This window comes from Nocardia jiangsuensis (assembly GCF_042650385.1).
Lineage (GTDB): Bacteria > Actinomycetota > Actinomycetes > Mycobacteriales > Mycobacteriaceae > Nocardia > Nocardia jiangsuensis.
Map to the genome: position 1 here is coordinate 273015 of NZ_JBHSAX010000014.1, position 15249 is coordinate 288263.

Below are 15249 nucleotides of genomic sequence, written 5' to 3' on the forward strand. Positions count from 1 at the left end.
CAGTCACCGTCCGTTCACATCAGTAGCATTTCCGCATCATGCGCGATCAGACGACGACGCTTTCGGGGGTTAAGGACGTGGCGCAGACACAGACGCTCACCGGTCAGCGGTTCCGGGTACGGGACCGCTACGAGGTGGGGCGCGAGAAGATCAGGGAGTTCGCCAGGGCAATCCAGAACGGGCACGGCGCCCACCACCGGGAGGCGGACGCCGCGGCGCTGGGTTACGACCGGGTGCTCGCACCGCCGACCTTCGCGTCGGTGATCGGGCTCGCGGCCACCCGCGCGCTGCTCGACTCGGTGCTCACCGAGTACGACATCTCGCAGATCCTGCAGACCGACCAGGTCTTCGAGATCCACCGCCCGCTGCTGGCAGGCGATTCGATGACCAGCGAGATGCTGATCGAGTCGATCCGCAACTTCGGCGACAACGACTTCGTCAATGTGCGGTTCGCGCTGCGCAACGAGCGGGACGAGGTCGCGATCTCCGGCACGAGCACCATCGTGGCGCGCCGAGGCGCCGAGGTGGACGCCGACCTGGTGGAGGCGGTGGAGAACATCGTCATGCACTCGAGCCCGGTGGAGCAGGTCGGTGCGCTGGAAGACAGCGACCTGCTGATCCCGCTCGGCGTCGGCCCCGCGCCCGCGCTCCCGCCGCGCCGGGAGCGGGCGCCGCGCACCGTCCCGGATTTCGCGGCGCTGGCCAAGGGCGACGAGCTGCCGACCGGCACCGCCCGGCTCACCCGCGGCGATCTGGCGAACTACGCGGGCGTCGCGGGCGACCCGAACCCGATCCACTTCAGCGAGCACGCGGCCAAGCTGGCCGGGCTGCCGACGGTGGTGGCGCACGGCCTGCTCACCATGGGACTGGCCGCCGGCTACCTCACCGACTGGCTGGGCGACCCGACCGCGATCGAGAAGTTCAGCGTGCGGTTCTCCGGGTTCGTCCCGGTGCACACGACGACGGCGAGCACGGTCGAGTTCGGCGGCCGGATCAAGTCGCTGGATCCGGAGCGGCGCACCGCGACGGTGCTGCTCTCCGGAACCTCCGAGGGGCGCAAGCTCTTCGGGCGGGCGGTCGCGGAGGTCAGGCTCGGCTGATCAGCCGAGCTCGGCGTGCATCAGGTAGACGTTGTAGTCGCTCCAGGTGGTGATCGTGAAGTAGAGGTCACCGCCGCGCGACCACGGGTGGATGAAGCCGCCGTAGAGCTCCGGGTAGTCGAGGACGCTGACCGTCGGCGTGCTCGGTGACCAGACGCCCTGCGGTGAGCTCGCCTCGCGCACGACGATGGCGGCCTTGGCGGTGTCCAGGTAGCTCATCTGCCAGACCCCGCGCTCGGCGTCGAACCGCACCGAGAGCTCGCCCGCGGGCGCGTCGACCACCGGGGTGGCCGCGGCGGCGCCGCCGACTGGGGTCCAGGCACCGTCCCGCCAGTACTGGTAGGCAGTGGTGTTGAGCACCTGGTCTTTGGGCACGCGGGCCAGCCCGACCGCGCCGAGCCTGGTGTTGGGTGTGCCGAACAGGTAGACGTGGTCGCCCTGCGGCACCATCGCGCTCACCTGGAAGTTGGAGACGCCGAAGATGTTGTCCCAGCGGGCGTGCGGGTCCTCGGTCCAGGTGCTGCCGCCGTCGTCGCTGTAGGCGATGCCGCCGTAGTTGGTGTAGAAGGTGCCGGGCGCGCTGTGCCAGGTGCGGATCGACATGTAGCTCAGGAACTGCCTGGAGCCGATGGCGAAGCCGGAGGTGGGGATGGTGGTGATCTCCACATTGTCCAGCTTGCGGCTGGAGAGGATCTCGGCGGCGTGGCAGCGGCCGTCGGTGACCATGCGGTCGAAGGTGACCCCGTCGCTCAGCTCCCGGTCGGTGCTGAAGGCGAGGACGTTGCTGCGCCAGTCGCCGCCCGTGCCGCCCGGCGGGTGGAAGCCGTTGCCGACGGTGTCGCCGAAGGCCATGGCGATCTCGCCGGGGGCGCTCTCCCACATGATGCCGAGGTCGGTGCCCTCCACCTGCCAGCGCTTGTCGGTGCGGTTGATCGAGGAGGCGCCGGTCTGCTTGGCGACCTCGCGCACCTCGCCGACCCGGGGCGCCGCGGGGGCGGGTGACTGCGGGGCCGGATCGACCGGCGGCCGCACCGGTTCCGGCGCGGGCAGCTGCGGCGGGGGGACGGCGCCTGGCGCGGGGAGCGCGAAGTAGAACGGCTGCGGGTTCAGCAGCAGCTCCGGGATGCCGAGGCGGCGGGCGACGCTGGGCGGCGGGTCCGGCTGGTCGGTGAGGTCGGGGCACGGATTGCGGCACGGGTCGTCCGGGAGCACCACGTCCTCGCGGACCGGTTGCGGCGCGGGCGGTTCCGGGGGAAGCACGGTGACCACGGGGTACGGGATCGGCACCTCGAGCGTCTTCGGCACCAGCGGCTCGTGCACCGGCGGCGGGTCGGTGACGCAGGGGCCGGTGCCCGGCACCGGAGCCGGTTCGTCGGCGGCGGCCGGGCCGCTCGCCAGCACACCGGCGGCGCAGAGCACCGAACCGAACACGGCCATCGCCCGCGTGCTCGCCGCAGACCCCGTCATCAGCGCATTCCCCTCGTCGACACACCAACCGGACCCGATCGCGTGCGACCCTACCGGCCACACCGGCCCGGCACCCGCCGGATCCCGCGATCCGCGGCGGGTACCCGGTGCCTGCCGAACCGCTCCGGGCCGGACCGCTCAGCGGTCGGCGTGGAACGTGAGCACGGTGGAGCCGATCCGGATGCTGTCGCCGTCCGCCAGCGGCGCGCCCTCGTCGATCGCCTCCGCGTTGATGAAGACGCCGTTCGCCGAGTTCAGGTCCTTGATCAGCAGCCCGGCCCTGGTCGGGGTGATGGCGGCGTGGTAGCGGCTGGCCTTCGGGTCGTCCAGGACCAGGTCGTTGTCGGTCATCCGGCCGATCCGGATGCCGTTCGGCGGGATCAGCACGGCGCGGCCGTCGGCGAGCCGCAGCTGCCCGCTGCGCACGGTGCGCGGGGTCTCGGTGACCGTCTCGGTCATGGCGGCGGCGAGCTGGTCGGTGCGCTTGAGCTCACCGGTGTGCAGCGGCTCCTGGCGCAGCACCCGCTGCTCCAGTTCGATGAGGGCGGGGCCGGGGTCGATGCCGAGTTCGTCGGCGAGCACGGCGCGCACCCGGCGGCAGGCGTCGAGCGCGTCGGCCTGGCGGCCGGAGAGGTAGAGCGCGGTGATGAGCTGGCCCCACAGCGGCTCGCGCAGCGGGTGCTCGCCGGTCACCGCGACCAGCTCGCCGATCACCGACGAGGCACGGCCGCAGGCGATCTCGGCGTCGAACCGGGCCGAGGCGGCGAGCAGCCGCTCCTCCTCCATGGCGGTGGCGAAGCTGTCGGCGAACTGCAGCCCGGCCAGGTCGGCGAGGGCCCGGCCGCGCCACTCGCGCAGCGCGGCGGCGAAGTGCTGGGCGGCGCTCGCGTGATCGCCCGCCTCGGCCGCCCGCGTGCCCGCCTCCCGCGCCGCCTGGAAGCGGCCGAGATCGCAGGCCTCCTCGGCGACCTCCAGCCGGTACCCGGACGCCTCGGTGCGCAGCACCCGCGCCGGGTCGATGCCGGAGTTGCGCAGCGCCTTGCGTAGATTCGAGACGAAGACCTGCAGGCTCGCGGAGTAGGAATCCGGCGGGTCCTCGTTCCAGACCATCTCGGCGAGCGCCGACGACGAGACGGCCCGTCGCCGGTTCACCGCAAGTGCGGCAAGCAAGGCCCGTGGCTTGGGCCCGCCGAATGCCACCGGCACACCGCCGACGAGCAGTTCGACGGACCCGAGCACGCGCACATCGAGACTCATCTGCTCGAGCCCTCGTGGAGTCAGGGGGTCAGGCGCTGATCGACTTCCCCGCGGACTTCAGATCATCGCACGCCTCGACCACGCGCGCCGCCATCGAGGTCTCCGCCTTCTTCAGGTAGCCGCGCGGGTCGTAGACCTTCTTGTTGCCGACCTCGCCGTCGATCTTCAGCACGCCGTCGTAGTTGGCGAACATGTGCCCGGCCACCGGGCGGGTGAAGGCGTACTGGGTGTCGGTGTCGACGTTCATCTTGACGACGCCGTAGTTCAGCGCCGCCTCGATCTCGGACTTGAGCGAGCCGGAGCCGCCGTGGAAGACGAAGTCGAAGGGCTGCGCGTCGGCGCCGAGGCCGAGCTTGGCGGCGGCCACCTGCTGCCCCTCGGCCAGCACCTCGGGGCGCAGCTTGACGTTGCCCGGCTTGTAGACGCCGTGCACATTGCCGAAGGTGGCGGCGAGCAGGTACTTGCCGTTCTCCCCCGCGCCGAGCGCCGCGATGGTCTTCTCGAAGTCCTCGGCGGTGGTGTAGAGCTTGTCGTTGATCTCGGCCTCGACGCCGTCCTCCTCGCCGCCGACGACGCCGATCTCGACCTCGAGAATGATGTTGGCCGCGGCGGTCGCCTTCAGCAGCTCCTGCGCGATCTCCAGGTTCTCGTCGATCGGCACCGCCGAGCCGTCCCACATGTGCGACTGGAAGAGCGGGTGCCGCCCGGCGTTCACGCGCTCCTGGGAGATCGCGATCAGCGGCCGGACGAAACCGTCCAGCTTGTCCTTCGGGCAGTGGTCGGTGTGCAGCGCGATGGTCACGCCGTACTTCGCGGCCACCACGTGCGCGAACTCCGCCAGCGCTACCGCGCCGGTCACCATGTCCTTGACGCCGAGGCCGGAGCCGAATTCCGCGCCGCCGGTCGAGAACTGGATGATGCCGTCGCTGCCGGCGTCCGCGAAGCCCTTGATGGCCGCGTTGATCGTCTCCGACGACGTGCAGTTGATGGCGGGGAATGCGAAGGAGTTCGCCTTGGCCCGGCCGAGCATCTCGGCGTAGACCTCCGGAGTCGCGATAGGCACTGGTGAGACCTCCGTGTTGAGCGGCACTGGCTAGTGCGGCGAAAGAGACACATATGTCGGTTACCACCCTAGGCCAGCGCATGTTCCCGGCCCAGCAGGGGAGGGGCCGCCGCTGCGCGAGCGAAACTCCGGGGAACCGGTACTGTTGTCAAGGTGATTTCGCTGGTGGCTCTCGGCACGATGAGAACTCGGTACGCCGGGACGGGTTCTCGGATGCTGAGCGAGCGGATTCGCTAGCAGGTGTCCGGAGTGCAGCAAGTTCTCGCGGTCGGCACCTTCGATCCGCTGGTCTCGGCAGGCCCGGCCGTCGTGTGGGCGGTCGTGCTCACCTTCGTCTTCCTGGAGTGCGCGGTCCTGCTCGGGCTCTTCCTGCCCGGTGACTCCATGCTGGTCACCGCGGGAATCGTGATGGCATCGCACGCTTCGGGCGAGGCGCACGTCTGGGCGCTCTCCGGCGGGGCCATGGTGGCCGCCATCGCGGGCAACCAGGTCGGGTACGTGATCGGCCAGCGCACCGGGCACCACATGGTGGCGCGGAAGAACGGCCGCTACATCAATGCCAAGAATTTGCAGCGCGTCGGCGACCTGCTGCACAAGCACGGCTTCCTCGCGGTGCTCGTCGCCCGCTGGATCCCCTGGGTGCGCACGCTCTGCCCGATGGTGGCGGGCGCGGCCGGGATGGACCACCGCAAGTACACGATCGCCAGCACCATCGGCGCGATCATCTGGGCGCCGGTGCTGTTGCTGATCGGCTACTACGCGGGCGGGTTCCTGCAGCGGCTGCCCTGGCTCATGCCGGTGGTCGTCGTCGGGCTGGTGCTCGCGCTGGTGGTCGGCACCATCTTCGGAATCAGGCAGTACCGCCAGGAGATGGCGCGGCCGATCGAGGACTACGACCTGGACACCATGCCGATCCAGGTGATCAGGGAGCGCTAGAGCCCGGCGGCGGCGACCTGGTAGGCCGCTTCCATGAGCATCCAGCCGGAGAGCTGGACGGCCAGGTCACGCTCGGGCACGGCGGAGGCGGTGACCGAGCCGCCGGTGGTGAAGCGGCCCGCGCCGCCGCTGGTGCCCGGCAGCTGCGCGGGCTTGCTCCAGTCGTTGCCGAACAGCGGCTCGCCCTCGACCTCGAGCCGGTTCGCCCACGCCGCCTCGGCCGACTCCCTGACCAGCGCGGCCGCGATCCTTCGGTCCTCCTCCTGCACCGGGTCGTCGCCCGGCAGCAGCACCGCGACCACCGCGAGGTAGCGCGCCAGAATGCCGTTGAAGAGCCCGCCGTCGCCGCCACCGCCGCCGTTGATCACGTCGTTCGTCGACATGGCCCGCCGGACCGCGCCGAGCAGGTTGTGCACCCGGTCCAGGTGCCGCCGGTCGCCGGTGTGCGCGGCGAGCTCGGCGTCCAGGCCGAGGACGACGCCCTGGCAGTAGCTGAAGACCGGCCGCTCGATCTCGCCGGATGGCAGGTGGATGCCGTCCAGGATGAGCCCGGACTCCGGGTCGCGCAGGGTGGCGTCGAGCCAGTCCGACATCTCCTGCGCGCGGGCCCGGTAGCCGAGCCGGGAGAGCGCGATGGCGGCGGGGCCGTTGGCCGGGGCGTTGAAGAAGTCGGAGCCGATGCGCCAGGGCAGGCCGCCGCCGACGGCCGGGTTCCAGCCGTCGTGGAGCGCCTTCTCCAGTGCGGTGAGGGCGCGGCGGGCGGGCACGTCCTGGGTGCGCTCCGCGCGCTCCAGCGCGATGGCGAGCCAGGCCATGTCGTCGTAGTACTTGTTGGTCCAGCCGGTGAGGTTGCGCAGCCGGTGGCTGCGGGCCAGCGCGCCGACCCGGCGGCGGCGGGCGGGGGTCGGCACCCGGTTGGCGGCGTCCACCGCGCAGTCGATGAGGTGCGCCTGCCACCAGTAGTGCCAGTTGAAGAAGGCGCGCTCGCGCCGGGTCGGGGGCCAGCCGACCACGCCGAGCGCGGTGCGCGGGAGCACCCAGACCGAGCGCAGGTGCCGGGAGAGGATCGCCGACTCGGCCATGTCCGCCCGCTCGGACCACAGCGCGGGGGTCGCCGCGCCGCTCGATTCGGACTGGGGGCGGCCGCTCCGCGAGGTCATACCCTCCATGGTGCCAGGTCGGCGCGCGGAATCGCGGCCCATTCGTGACCGTTCCGGCCGTGTCCCGCCGCGGCGCGCCGGGCAGCCATGTTCGCGGCTCTCGTCACCAGGCGGTGCCGAGGTCGGCGTGCTGGCGGATCCAGGCGTGCATGGCGATGCCCGCCGCGACGCCTGCGTTGATGCTCCTGGTCGAGCCGAACTGGGCGATCGAGACGGTCAGCGCGGCCGCCGCTTTCGCGGAGTCGGTGACGCCGGGGCCCTCCTGGCCGAAGAGCAGCAGGCAGTCGCGCGGGAGAGTGGCGGTCTCCAGCGGGACCGCGCCGGGGACGTTGTCCACCGCGACCACCCGCAGGCCGGTGCGCTGCGCGTACGCCGCGAGCTCGGCGGTGCTCTCGTGGTGCTCCAGGTGCTGGTAGCGGTCGGTCACCATGGCGCCGCGGCGATTCCAGCGCCGCCTGCCGACGATGTGCACCGCGGCCGCGGCGAAGGCGTTGGCGGTGCGGACGACGGTGCCGATGTTCGCGTCGTGCCCGAAGTTCTCGATCGCCACGTGGAACGGGTGCCTGCGCGCGTCGATGTCGGCGACGATCGCCTCCCGCCGCCAGTACCGGTACGCGTCCACCACATTGCGCCGGTCACCTGCCGCGAGCAGCTCCGGGTCCAGCCGCGGATCATCCGGCGGCGCGCTCCCGTACTCGTCCCGCCACGGCCCCACCCCGTGCGGATGCTCCCCCCACTCCGTGGGTCCCACCGGCTCGGGCGTCTCGGGGTCGGGCACCCGGACATGTTATCGGTGGGCCCGATAGACCTCCTTCCGGTCCGCCACCCGGAACACCCGGAGCCGGTACCCCTCGACACCCCACGGCTTCTTGCACCCGTCCGGCCGCGGATCGCGCTTCGGACCGTCGATGGCGTCGAGCGGATCCTTGGCCATGGCCCTGTCCCGCGCCGCGATCTTGCGGAGCTGCCGCTCGGCCGGACCCGCGATCGTGACCTCGGGCTCGCTCCGCAGCCGCCTCGCGGACGTCCTGAACCGCATCGCGTACGCGGGCGATCGCGTAGTGGCCACCAGGCACGGCAAGGCCATCGCCGCGGTCATCTCCGCGAATGACCTGAGGCTGCTGGAAGAACTCGAGGAGGCGCGGGATGCCGCGCTGCTGCGCCGCGCCGTCGCCGAGGACAACGGCTCCGGCATCCCGGTCGACGACCTGCGCCGCGACCTCCTGGGCTGAGCTCAGTACGTCGAGGTGGTCGATTCTCCCGCGACGACGGCGATGATGACGGCGGCGATGATCACGAGGATGGTGACAACCAGGATCACGGTGCCGATGATGCCGCAGATGTAGCCGGCCAGGACGGTGCTGCGGCCGCCGACGGCGCCGCCGGAGTTGTCGATCTCCGCGAGCGCCTTGCCGCCCATGACGAAGGCCACCGGGCCGAGGAACTGGCAGAGCACGAGGCCGAGCACGCCGAGGATGACGATGGCGGTGGCCTGCGGGTGGTCCGGCGGCCGGTAGTAGTGCTGCTGCGGGTACCCGGGCGGAGGGTAGGTCATGCGCAGATCGTACGGGGTGGTGCTGGCTACACCGGGAATTCGGCGGTTCGCCTCCTCGCCCGCGCGGAGCCGGGCGGCGAGCATGGAATCCATGACCGAGAACCCGGCCCGCGCCGTCCTGCTCGCCCCCTTCCGCGCCCGTACCTGGCGCGATCTGGCCTTCGTCGTGCTGGCGGTTCCGCTGGGCGGGCTGGTCGGGCTGTACCTGCTGATCGGGTTCGGCATCGGCCTCGCGATGACACCGCTGCTGGTCGGGGTGCCGCTGGTGGCGCTGGTGCTGCTCGGCGGGCGGGTGTGGGGGCGGGTGTACCGGGTGCTCGCCGCGGCGCTGCTCGGGGTAGCGGTGCCGGAGCCGCCGCCGTTCACGCCGAAGCCGGGGCTGTTCGGCTTCCTGGCGGGGGCGTTCGGCGACCGCTCCTCGTGGCGGGCCCTGCTCTTCCTGCTGCTGCAGGTGGCGCTGGGCGCGGTGCTCGGCTGGAACGTGCTGCTCGCGGTGGGGCTGGCGGGGATGCTCGCGCTCTCGCCGCTGATCTGGCTGCTGGCCGAGCCGGTCAATGTGGACGCGCGGGGGGTCGAGCACCGCTCGTTCATCCAGTTCGGCGAGTTCTACGTGGACTCCTGGCCGCGGGTGCTGCTGGTCGGGGCGGTCGGCGTGCTCTGCTGCCTGGCGGCGCCGTGGCTGCTGCGGGTGACGGCGCTGCTGCACGGGCTGCTGGTGCGCGGGCTGCTCGCGCCGACCGAGCGGGATCGGGCGGTGGCCGAGCTGGCCGCGAAACGGCGTGCGGCGGTCGACGATTCGACGGCGACGCTGCGCCGGCTGGAGCGCGACCTGCACGACGGGACGCAGGCGCGGCTGGTGACCATCGCCATGGCACTCGGCCGCGCCGAGCAGCGGCTCGACTCCGGGGCCGATGCCGGCGAGCTCGTCACCGCGGCGCACGCCGGGACCAAGGAGGCACTGGTGGAGCTGCGCGAGCTGGTGCGCGGGATCCATCCGCCCGCGCTCGAGCTCGGGCTGGAGGCGGCGCTGGAAACCCTGGCGGCGCGGTGCGCGGTTCCGGTACAGCTGCGGTGCGTGCTTCCGGTGCGGCCGAGTCCGGCGATCGAGGCGATCGCCTACTTCTCGGTGGCTGAGCTGCTCACCAATGTGGTCAAGCACTCCGGGACGCAGGCGGCGGCGGTGCGGGCGCACAGCGACGCGGAGACGCTGGTGCTCACCGTCCGGGACGAGGGGCGCGGCGGGGTACTGCCGCCGACCGTCTCCGAGCAACCCGTCGGCGGGCTGGCCGGGCTCGCGGCCCGTGCTCGCTCGGTGGACGGCGAGCTCACCGTGGTGAGCCCCGACGGCGGGCCGACGGTGGTCACGGTCACCCTGCCCGTGGCCGTGCCGGTATGAGCGGCCCGGACCGGCCCGACGCCGCAGCCAGGCCCGGTGCCGCGGCCGGGCACGGTGCCGCAGCCGGGCACGGTGCCGCAGCCGGGCACGGTGCCGCAGCCGGGCACGGTGCCGCAGCCGGGCACGGTGCCGACCGGATAGCTCCGCGCCCGCTCGCCGCCGGGTCTGCCACGCGCTCGCGGACCGCGATCACTCCCCCGGCGGGACTGCCGTGACCGCGCCGCTGCGGGTGGTGATCGCGGAGGACTCCGCGATCCTGCGCGACGGCCTCGCCGCGCTGCTCACCGACCACGGCCACGAGGTGGTCGCCATGGCGGGCGACGCTCAGGCGCTGATCCAAGCCGTCACCGAGCACCGCCCCGACGTCGCGGTGGTCGACATCCGCATGCCGCCCACCTTCACCGACGAGGGGCTGCTCGCCGCGCTGCAACTGCGCCGCGGCCACCCGGGCCTCGGCGTGCTGGTGTTCTCGCAGTGGATCGAGACCCGCTACGCCACCGAGCTGCTCGCGGCGGGCGCGGCCGGGGTCGGGTACCTGCTCAAGGACCGGGTCGCCGACGTCAGCGAGTTCGTGGATGCGCTCACCCGGGTGGCGGCGGGCGGCACCGCGCTCGACCCCGAGGTGGTGAGCCAGCTGATGAACGCGGGCCGGGACGGCCTGGACCGGCTCACCCCGCGCGAGCGCGAGGTGCTGGAGCGGATGGCCCAGGGGCTGAGCAATGCCGCCATCGCGGCGGCGCTGCACGTCACCGAGCGGGCGGTGGAGAAGCACATCGGCAATATCTTCACCAAGCTCGACCTGCCGCCGTCGGACACGCACCACCGCCGGGTGCTGGCGGTGCTCCGGCTGCGCGGCTAGCGAACCGAAGGCGAGCGCGGCGCGTGCGCGGCCGGGTCGGCGAGCAGGTACTGCGCCGCCGCGTAGGTCGCCAGGATGGTGCCCTCGGCGAGCCGCCGCGAGCGCGAGCCGCGCAGCAGCAGCCTGCGTGCCACGATCAGCCCGTCCGAGACGGTGAAGAGCAGCGCGCCGAGCCCGAGCCGGCTGCGCGGGTCCTCGTCCGGCAGCACGACGCCGCCGACGGTGGGCGAGTTCGGCGCCAGATCGGGATCCGAGGCGAGCACCCCGGCGGCCCCCAGCGCGAGGCCGTACCCGGTGAGCGGCCCCGCCACAGCTGGCGCTCGCCACCGCAACAGCGCTGCGGCGCCCGCCCAGGCCAGCAGCCGCGGCACCGCGACGGCGGCGGTCGGCCGCGCCCCGCGCCGCCACCAGAGCGCCGCGTAGCAGCCCTGCATGACCCCGAACGCCGAGGCGCCCGCGACGAGCCTGCGGTCGTCGTCCGGGTCGATGAGCAGCACGTCACCGACGGTGGCGGCACCGAGCGCCGCGAGCAGCGTGCTCCGCTCGGCCGGGTCGATCGCCTTCCCCGCCACCGCGACGTCGGCGGCGAGCAGCGGCATGAGCAACGGCTTGCCGACCCACTGCCAGCGTTCCCTTCCGGTGACGGCCCCGGCGGCGGTGAGCGCCGCCGCGGCGAGGAAACCGGCGCGGAACGGCCGCATCAGAAGCTCGGCTCCTTCGGCGCGGGCGGCAGCGTGACGACCTGGCCCGCGTAGCTGAGCCCGGCGCCGAAGCCGAGCAGGAGCGCGGTCTGGCCGCCCTTGGCCTTCCCGGTCACCAGCATCTCCTCGATGGCGAGCGGGATGGAGGCGGCCGAGGTGTTGCCGGTGTTCTCGACGTCGTTGGCCATCGGGATCTCATCGGCGAGGCCGAGGTTCTTCTTCATCAGCTCGTTGATCCTGGCGTTCGCCTGGTGCGGGATGAACACCTCGAGCTCGTCCTTGGAGACCCCGGAGACCTCGAGCGCGGTGGAGAGCGCGCGCGGCAGCGTCACCGCGGCCCAGCGGAAGACCCGCGGCCCCTCCATCCGGATCACCATGCGGCCGACCGGATCCGTCGCCGGGTCGGTGCCCTGCAGCTCCTCCGCGCGGTCCTCGTAGGCGAGGATGTCGTAGTTCTGCGAGATGGCGAGCGCGTTCTCGCCGTCACTGCCCCAGACGGTCGGCGAGATGCCGTTCTCCTCACTGGGGCCGATCACCACCGCGCCGGCGCCGTCGCCGAAGATGAAGGCGGTGCCGCGATCGTGCGGGTCCATCCCGACCGACATTGTCTCGACGCCGATGAGCAGCACGTACTTCGCCGACCCCGCCCGGATCAGATCCGCGCCGACGCCGAGGCCGTAGCAGAACCCGCCGCAGCCGCTCTCCAGATCGAAGGCGGCCACCCCGTTGATGCCGAGGTCGTAGGCGATCGACGGGGCGCCGTGCGGGGTCTTGTACGGCCAGGTGCCGGTGGCGAGGATGACGGTGCCGATCTCGGCGCGGTCGATCCCGCTGCTCGCGATGGCCCGCTCGGCGGCGGCGACGGCGATCGTCCTGACCGTCTCGTCGCCGCTGATCCAGCGCCGGTTGCGGATCCCGCTGCGCTCGAAGATCCACTGATCGGTGGAGTCGAGTACCTCGCAGACCTCGTCGTTGCTCACGAGGCGGGTAGGTCGATAGGCACCGATACCGAGCATCGCCACATTCTCTCGACCCTTGTTGACAGCAATGCTCACCACGGGTGACTCACACGACCCTTCGAAACGCAGGACAAACCGCTCATCAGGCTATCCCAGCTCGAGATCGGCCAATCCGAGGATGGACCGGTAGCCCAACCCCTCGGCGGCGATCACCTGGTCGGCGCCGGTCTCGCGGTCGACGACGGTGGCGACCCCGACCACGTCGGCGCCCGCCTCGCGCAGCGCGCGCACCGCGGTGAGCGGGGAGTTTCCGGTGGTGGTGGTGTCCTCCACCACGAGCACCCGGCGCCCGGCCACGTCGGGGCCCTCGATCCGGCGCTGCATGCCGTGCTCCTTGGCGGCCTTGCGCACCACGAAGGCATTGATCGGGCGGCCCGGGGCGTGCATGACGGCGAGCGCGACCGGGTCGGCGCCCATGGTGAGGCCGCCGACGGCCTCGAACTCCCAATCCGCGACCAGCTCGCGCAGCAGGCTGCCGATCAGCGGGGCCGCCCGGTGGTGCAGGGTGGCGCGGCGCAGGTCGACGTAGTACTCGGCGTGCTTGCCGGAGGACAGGGTCACCGGGCCGTGCACGACGGCCAGCTCGCGCACGAGGCGCGCCAGCTCACCCCGGTCGGCGGAGCCGGAGCGGTGCTGAGCCGTCTCGATGGCATGGTCGATCATCTGGTCTCGCGTCCTTTCGCGTGCGTCGGACAAACTCCGGCGCGCCTGTCGCACGAGCGTCCGCCGGTCGCGGTCTCCGGTACGCGCGCGCAGCCTGCTGCGTCGGCACGATCCGGCTGTCGTCGCGATCCGGCTGCGGCCGGACCACGGACCAACCCTCGGTTGCAGAATACGGGTCGGGCGGGTGTACCGGTTACTGCGGGACCGGCCCCTGGTAGGGGCGGAAGCCGGGGTGGAACGGGCCGCCGGGGCGGTCGCCCTCCCCGTCGCCGTCCTGCTCCGGCTCGGGGCCCGCCTGCCGCTCCTGGCGGCGCGGCTCGTCCCGCTTGCCGGGCACGACGGCCAGGCTCGGCCTGCGCTGCGCTGGCTCGGCACCGGCCTCGCCCGCCTGCCGCTCCTCGGCGCGCGGCCGATCAGCGGATTCACCTGCGGCGTCGCGGTTTCCGGCCGGGTCGTCGGGCTCGTCGTCGCGGCGCGGCTTGGCCCGGCCGCCCGGCCTGCCGAAGTCGCCCTCGCCGTAGGTGTCGCTCTCCGGCGGAAGCACGTGCAGCAGACCGGAAAGGCGAAGGACGGCGTCGATCGAGGTCTCCCAGTCGCGGGACCCGGTGCCGATGGAGAGCATGCCGAGGGTCCAGTTGCCCTCGCTCCACAGCATCTGCACGATATCGGGCAGCGACTCGATGAACGCGACCATCCGCTGATCGACGGCGTGCCTGGCGATCTCGGGGTTGGTCGCGAAGACCACCCGGTCGCCGATCGCGCCGAGCAGCTCGAGGTCGGCGTCCTTCGGCGGGGACGCGGTCTTCAGCCGCATGTCCACGTCGATGTCCGAGCCGATCTGCCTGCGCACCGCGATCAGCGTCGCCGAGTCCTCCAGGTCGAAGAGCACGAACTTCTCGCCCTTGCGGATCCCGGAGACCACGTCGACCGCGGAGAGGTAGCCGAGCTTGGCCAGCGCCCCGCGGCGCCAGGTCGAAGGTAGCGCCGGCTCCACCGACACATAGGTGTATCCCTGGGCCTTGGCCCACACCTGGCGCGCGTGACCGGTCCGCTGCCGTTGCGCCCGGTCGAAGTACAGCAGGACGACCGCACCGACCAGGGCGATCGCCGCCAACCCGAACCACATCTCCGTCATCGCCGCACAGCCTAACCAGCCGATCCCGTGATTGCCCCGCACCCTCGGCTCGTGGCGGCCCGGGTCGCTTCCCGCGCGGTCACCGGCCACCCCCGGAAAGCCCGGTGCTGATGATGATCTCGGCGAGGATATCGCCGTCCGCGCCCTTGTCGCCCTGCACCACGACCATCTCGCCGACCGGCAGGTCGGCGGCGGTGGTGACGCCGAGCGAGATCACCTGGGTGCCGGCGTCGGTGCGCACGGTGACGGTCTTGCCGTCCAGGGTGCGCAGGGTCAGCGTGCCGCCGTTGTTCGCGGTGATCGAGCCCATCGCGCTGCCGAGATCCTCCAGGCCGGGCAGGCCGGGGAGCTCGCTCGGCAGCGCCGGGAAGGACGGGGTGGTCTGGTTGCCCGAGGGCGGCGCGGTGCTGCGGCCGGGCTGGCGGGTCGCGGTGGTCGTCGTGCCCGCGGCGGTCGAATCGTCGTCGCCGCCGGTGAAGTACAGCCCGGCGAAGACGCCGAGCACCGCGATCAGCAGCACGGCGGCCAGGCCGAGGCCGATCCACAGCCCGGTGTTGCGCCTGGGCGGCGGCGGGTTGCCCGGCGGCCCCTGCGGCGGGTAGCCGGGCGGCGGCGGGTTGCCCCAATTCTGCTGCTGCGGCTGGCCTGCCGCCGGGTTCGGCGGCGGTTGCTGCTGGTAGGGCTGCTGCGTGGTGCCACCCTGCCCCTCGTACGGACCCCACTGGCTGTCGTACGAGGGAAATTCGCGGGTGGCGTCCGGGGGTGGCGGCGGCGTCCATTCGCCGTACCCGCCCGCCGAGCCACCGAAGACGTTCGTTGGCGGTGCGCCCGACGCACCCGGCGCGCCGAGGTGTCGGGTCGGACTGTCGTCCGGCCGCTGCCCCCAGGGGTCCTTCGGGTTCGTCATAGCTACAGGGTACGAACTACGAGAGGCGCGG

17 protein-coding genes are annotated in these 15249 nt (G+C 72.4%); 5 read left to right on the forward strand and 12 right to left on the reverse strand.

Going from position 1 to position 15249, the window contains the following annotated elements; all coding sequences use genetic code 11:
* Positions 1-77 precede the first annotated feature (77 nt).
* The gene (locus ACFO0B_RS15585) at positions 78-1100 is read left to right on the forward strand and encodes a fused (3R)-hydroxyacyl-ACP dehydratase subunits HadA/HadB (RefSeq protein WP_378613159.1); all 1023 of its coding nucleotides are present in this window, start codon (positions 78-80) and stop codon (positions 1098-1100) included.
* Here ACFO0B_RS15585 and ACFO0B_RS15590 read toward each other — a convergent pair whose 3' ends face one another.
* From ACFO0B_RS15590 to fbaA, 3 genes are all read right to left on the reverse strand, one after another.
* Positions 1101-2537, reverse strand: a complete 1437-nt coding sequence (locus ACFO0B_RS15590) for a DUF4185 domain-containing protein (protein ID WP_378613160.1) — start codon at positions 2535-2537, stop codon at positions 1101-1103. It lies immediately after the preceding gene.
* A gap of 168 nt (positions 2538-2705) precedes the next feature.
* Complete coding sequence (locus tag ACFO0B_RS15595) at positions 2706-3824, reverse strand: BTAD domain-containing putative transcriptional regulator (protein ID WP_378613161.1); 1119 nt, start codon at positions 3822-3824, stop codon at positions 2706-2708.
* Between the two features lie 28 nt (positions 3825-3852).
* Entirely contained in the window at positions 3853-4887 is a 1035-nt protein-coding gene (gene fbaA, locus ACFO0B_RS15600; protein WP_378613162.1) for a class II fructose-bisphosphate aldolase, read from the reverse strand.
* A 249-nt stretch (positions 4888-5136) separates the two neighbouring features.
* Between fbaA and ACFO0B_RS15605 the strand changes: the two genes are divergently transcribed.
* Entirely contained in the window at positions 5137-5823 is a 687-nt protein-coding gene (locus ACFO0B_RS15605) for a DedA family protein (RefSeq protein WP_378613163.1), read from the forward strand.
* On the opposite strand, the gene ACFO0B_RS15610 is transcribed toward ACFO0B_RS15605, so the two are convergent.
* The 3 genes from ACFO0B_RS15610 to ACFO0B_RS15620 all read right to left on the reverse strand — a co-directional run bounded on the left by ACFO0B_RS15610 (position 5820) and on the right by ACFO0B_RS15620 (position 7917).
* A complete protein-coding gene (locus tag ACFO0B_RS15610; protein ID WP_378613814.1) occupies positions 5820-6905 on the reverse strand; it encodes a glycoside hydrolase family 76 protein in 1086 nt (361 codons plus the stop codon). The two genes, ACFO0B_RS15605 and ACFO0B_RS15610, sit on opposite strands and share 4 nt — an antisense overlap.
* Positions 6906-7086: 181 nt before the next feature.
* Positions 7087-7761 (reverse strand): TrmH family RNA methyltransferase, encoded by a 675-nt coding sequence (locus tag ACFO0B_RS15615; RefSeq protein ID WP_378613164.1) that lies wholly within the window; start codon positions 7759-7761, stop codon positions 7087-7089.
* Between the two features lie 9 nt (positions 7762-7770).
* A complete protein-coding gene (locus ACFO0B_RS15620; protein WP_378613165.1) occupies positions 7771-7917 on the reverse strand; it encodes a hypothetical protein in 147 nt (48 codons plus the stop codon).
* On the opposite strand from ACFO0B_RS15620, the gene ACFO0B_RS15625 reads away from it, so the two are divergent.
* On the forward strand, positions 7916-8215 hold the full coding sequence (locus ACFO0B_RS15625; protein ID WP_378613167.1) for a type II toxin-antitoxin system prevent-host-death family antitoxin: 300 nt from the start codon (positions 7916-7918) through the stop codon (positions 8213-8215). The genes ACFO0B_RS15620 and ACFO0B_RS15625 overlap by 2 nt on opposite strands.
* Before the next feature lie 2 nt (positions 8216-8217).
* Here ACFO0B_RS15625 and ACFO0B_RS15630 read toward each other — a convergent pair whose 3' ends face one another.
* Positions 8218-8538, reverse strand: coding sequence for a DUF4190 domain-containing protein (locus tag ACFO0B_RS15630; RefSeq protein ID WP_378613168.1), 321 nt, complete (start codon positions 8536-8538; stop codon positions 8218-8220).
* Positions 8539-8629: 91 nt separating this feature from the next.
* Between ACFO0B_RS15630 and ACFO0B_RS15635 the strand changes: the two genes are divergently transcribed.
* Together ACFO0B_RS15635 and ACFO0B_RS15640 are read left to right on the forward strand one after the other, a co-directional pair.
* Entirely contained in the window at positions 8630-9934 is a 1305-nt protein-coding gene (locus ACFO0B_RS15635; protein ID WP_378613170.1) for a sensor histidine kinase, read from the forward strand.
* Between the two features lie 223 nt (positions 9935-10157).
* Positions 10158-10793, forward strand: coding sequence for a response regulator transcription factor (locus ACFO0B_RS15640; RefSeq protein WP_378613815.1), 636 nt, complete (start codon positions 10158-10160; stop codon positions 10791-10793).
* Here the strand turns inward: ACFO0B_RS15640 and ACFO0B_RS15645 are convergent.
* The 5 genes from ACFO0B_RS15645 to ACFO0B_RS15665 all read right to left on the reverse strand — a co-directional run bounded on the left by ACFO0B_RS15645 (position 10790) and on the right by ACFO0B_RS15665 (position 15218).
* Complete coding sequence (locus tag ACFO0B_RS15645) at positions 10790-11494, reverse strand: lysoplasmalogenase (protein ID WP_378613171.1); 705 nt, start codon at positions 11492-11494, stop codon at positions 10790-10792. The genes ACFO0B_RS15640 and ACFO0B_RS15645 overlap by 4 nt on opposite strands.
* Entirely contained in the window at positions 11494-12552 is a 1059-nt protein-coding gene (locus ACFO0B_RS15650) for a beta-ketoacyl-ACP synthase 3 (RefSeq protein WP_378613172.1), read from the reverse strand. The genes ACFO0B_RS15645 and ACFO0B_RS15650 overlap by 1 nt, the downstream gene beginning before the upstream one ends.
* A gap of 48 nt (positions 12553-12600) precedes the next feature.
* Positions 12601-13176 carry an orotate phosphoribosyltransferase gene (pyrE, locus tag ACFO0B_RS15655; RefSeq protein WP_378613173.1) on the reverse strand — a complete coding sequence of 192 codons (576 nt, stop codon included), beginning with the start codon at positions 13174-13176 and terminating at the stop codon, positions 12601-12603.
* Between the two features lie 193 nt (positions 13177-13369).
* The gene (locus ACFO0B_RS15660) at positions 13370-14302 is read right to left on the reverse strand and encodes a hypothetical protein (protein WP_378613816.1); all 933 of its coding nucleotides are present in this window, start codon (positions 14300-14302) and stop codon (positions 13370-13372) included.
* Positions 14303-14390: 88 nt separating this feature from the next.
* Positions 14391-15218: a DUF5666 domain-containing protein gene (locus ACFO0B_RS15665; protein WP_378613174.1), complete on the reverse strand. Its 828-nt coding sequence runs from the start codon at positions 15216-15218 to the stop codon at positions 14391-14393.
* Positions 15219-15249: the final 31 nt, after the last annotated feature.

Bases quoted from the DNA above. Each gene is read 5' to 3' on its own strand.
- ACFO0B_RS15590 (WP_378613160.1), bottom strand. From the start codon at position 2,537: ATGGCCGTGTTCGGTTCGGTGCTCTGCGCCGCCGGTGTGCTGGCGAGC.
- ACFO0B_RS15595 (WP_378613161.1), bottom strand. From the start codon at position 3,824: ATGAGTCTCGATGTGCGCGTGCTCGGGTCCGTCGAACTGCTCGTCGGC.
- ACFO0B_RS15610 (WP_378613814.1), bottom strand. From the start codon at position 6,905: ATGGCCGAGTCGGCGATCCTCTCCCGGCACCTGCGCTCGGTCTGGGTG.
- ACFO0B_RS15625 (WP_378613167.1), top strand. From the start codon at position 7,916: ATGGCCCTGTCCCGCGCCGCGATCTTGCGGAGCTGCCGCTCGGCCGGA.
- ACFO0B_RS15620 (WP_378613165.1), bottom strand. From the start codon at position 7,917: ATGGCCAAGGATCCGCTCGACGCCATCGACGGTCCGAAGCGCGATCCG.
- ACFO0B_RS15630 (WP_378613168.1), bottom strand. From the start codon at position 8,538: ATGACCTACCCTCCGCCCGGGTACCCGCAGCAGCACTACTACCGGCCG.
- ACFO0B_RS15635 (WP_378613170.1), top strand. From the start codon at position 8,630: ATGACCGAGAACCCGGCCCGCGCCGTCCTGCTCGCCCCCTTCCGCGCC.
- ACFO0B_RS15645 (WP_378613171.1), bottom strand. From the start codon at position 11,494: ATGCGGCCGTTCCGCGCCGGTTTCCTCGCCGCGGCGGCGCTCACCGCC.
- pyrE (WP_378613173.1), bottom strand. From the start codon at position 13,176: ATGATCGACCATGCCATCGAGACGGCTCAGCACCGCTCCGGCTCCGCC.
- ACFO0B_RS15660 (WP_378613816.1), bottom strand. From the start codon at position 14,302: ATGTGGTTCGGGTTGGCGGCGATCGCCCTGGTCGGTGCGGTCGTCCTG.
- ACFO0B_RS15665 (WP_378613174.1), bottom strand. From the start codon at position 15,218: ATGACGAACCCGAAGGACCCCTGGGGGCAGCGGCCGGACGACAGTCCG.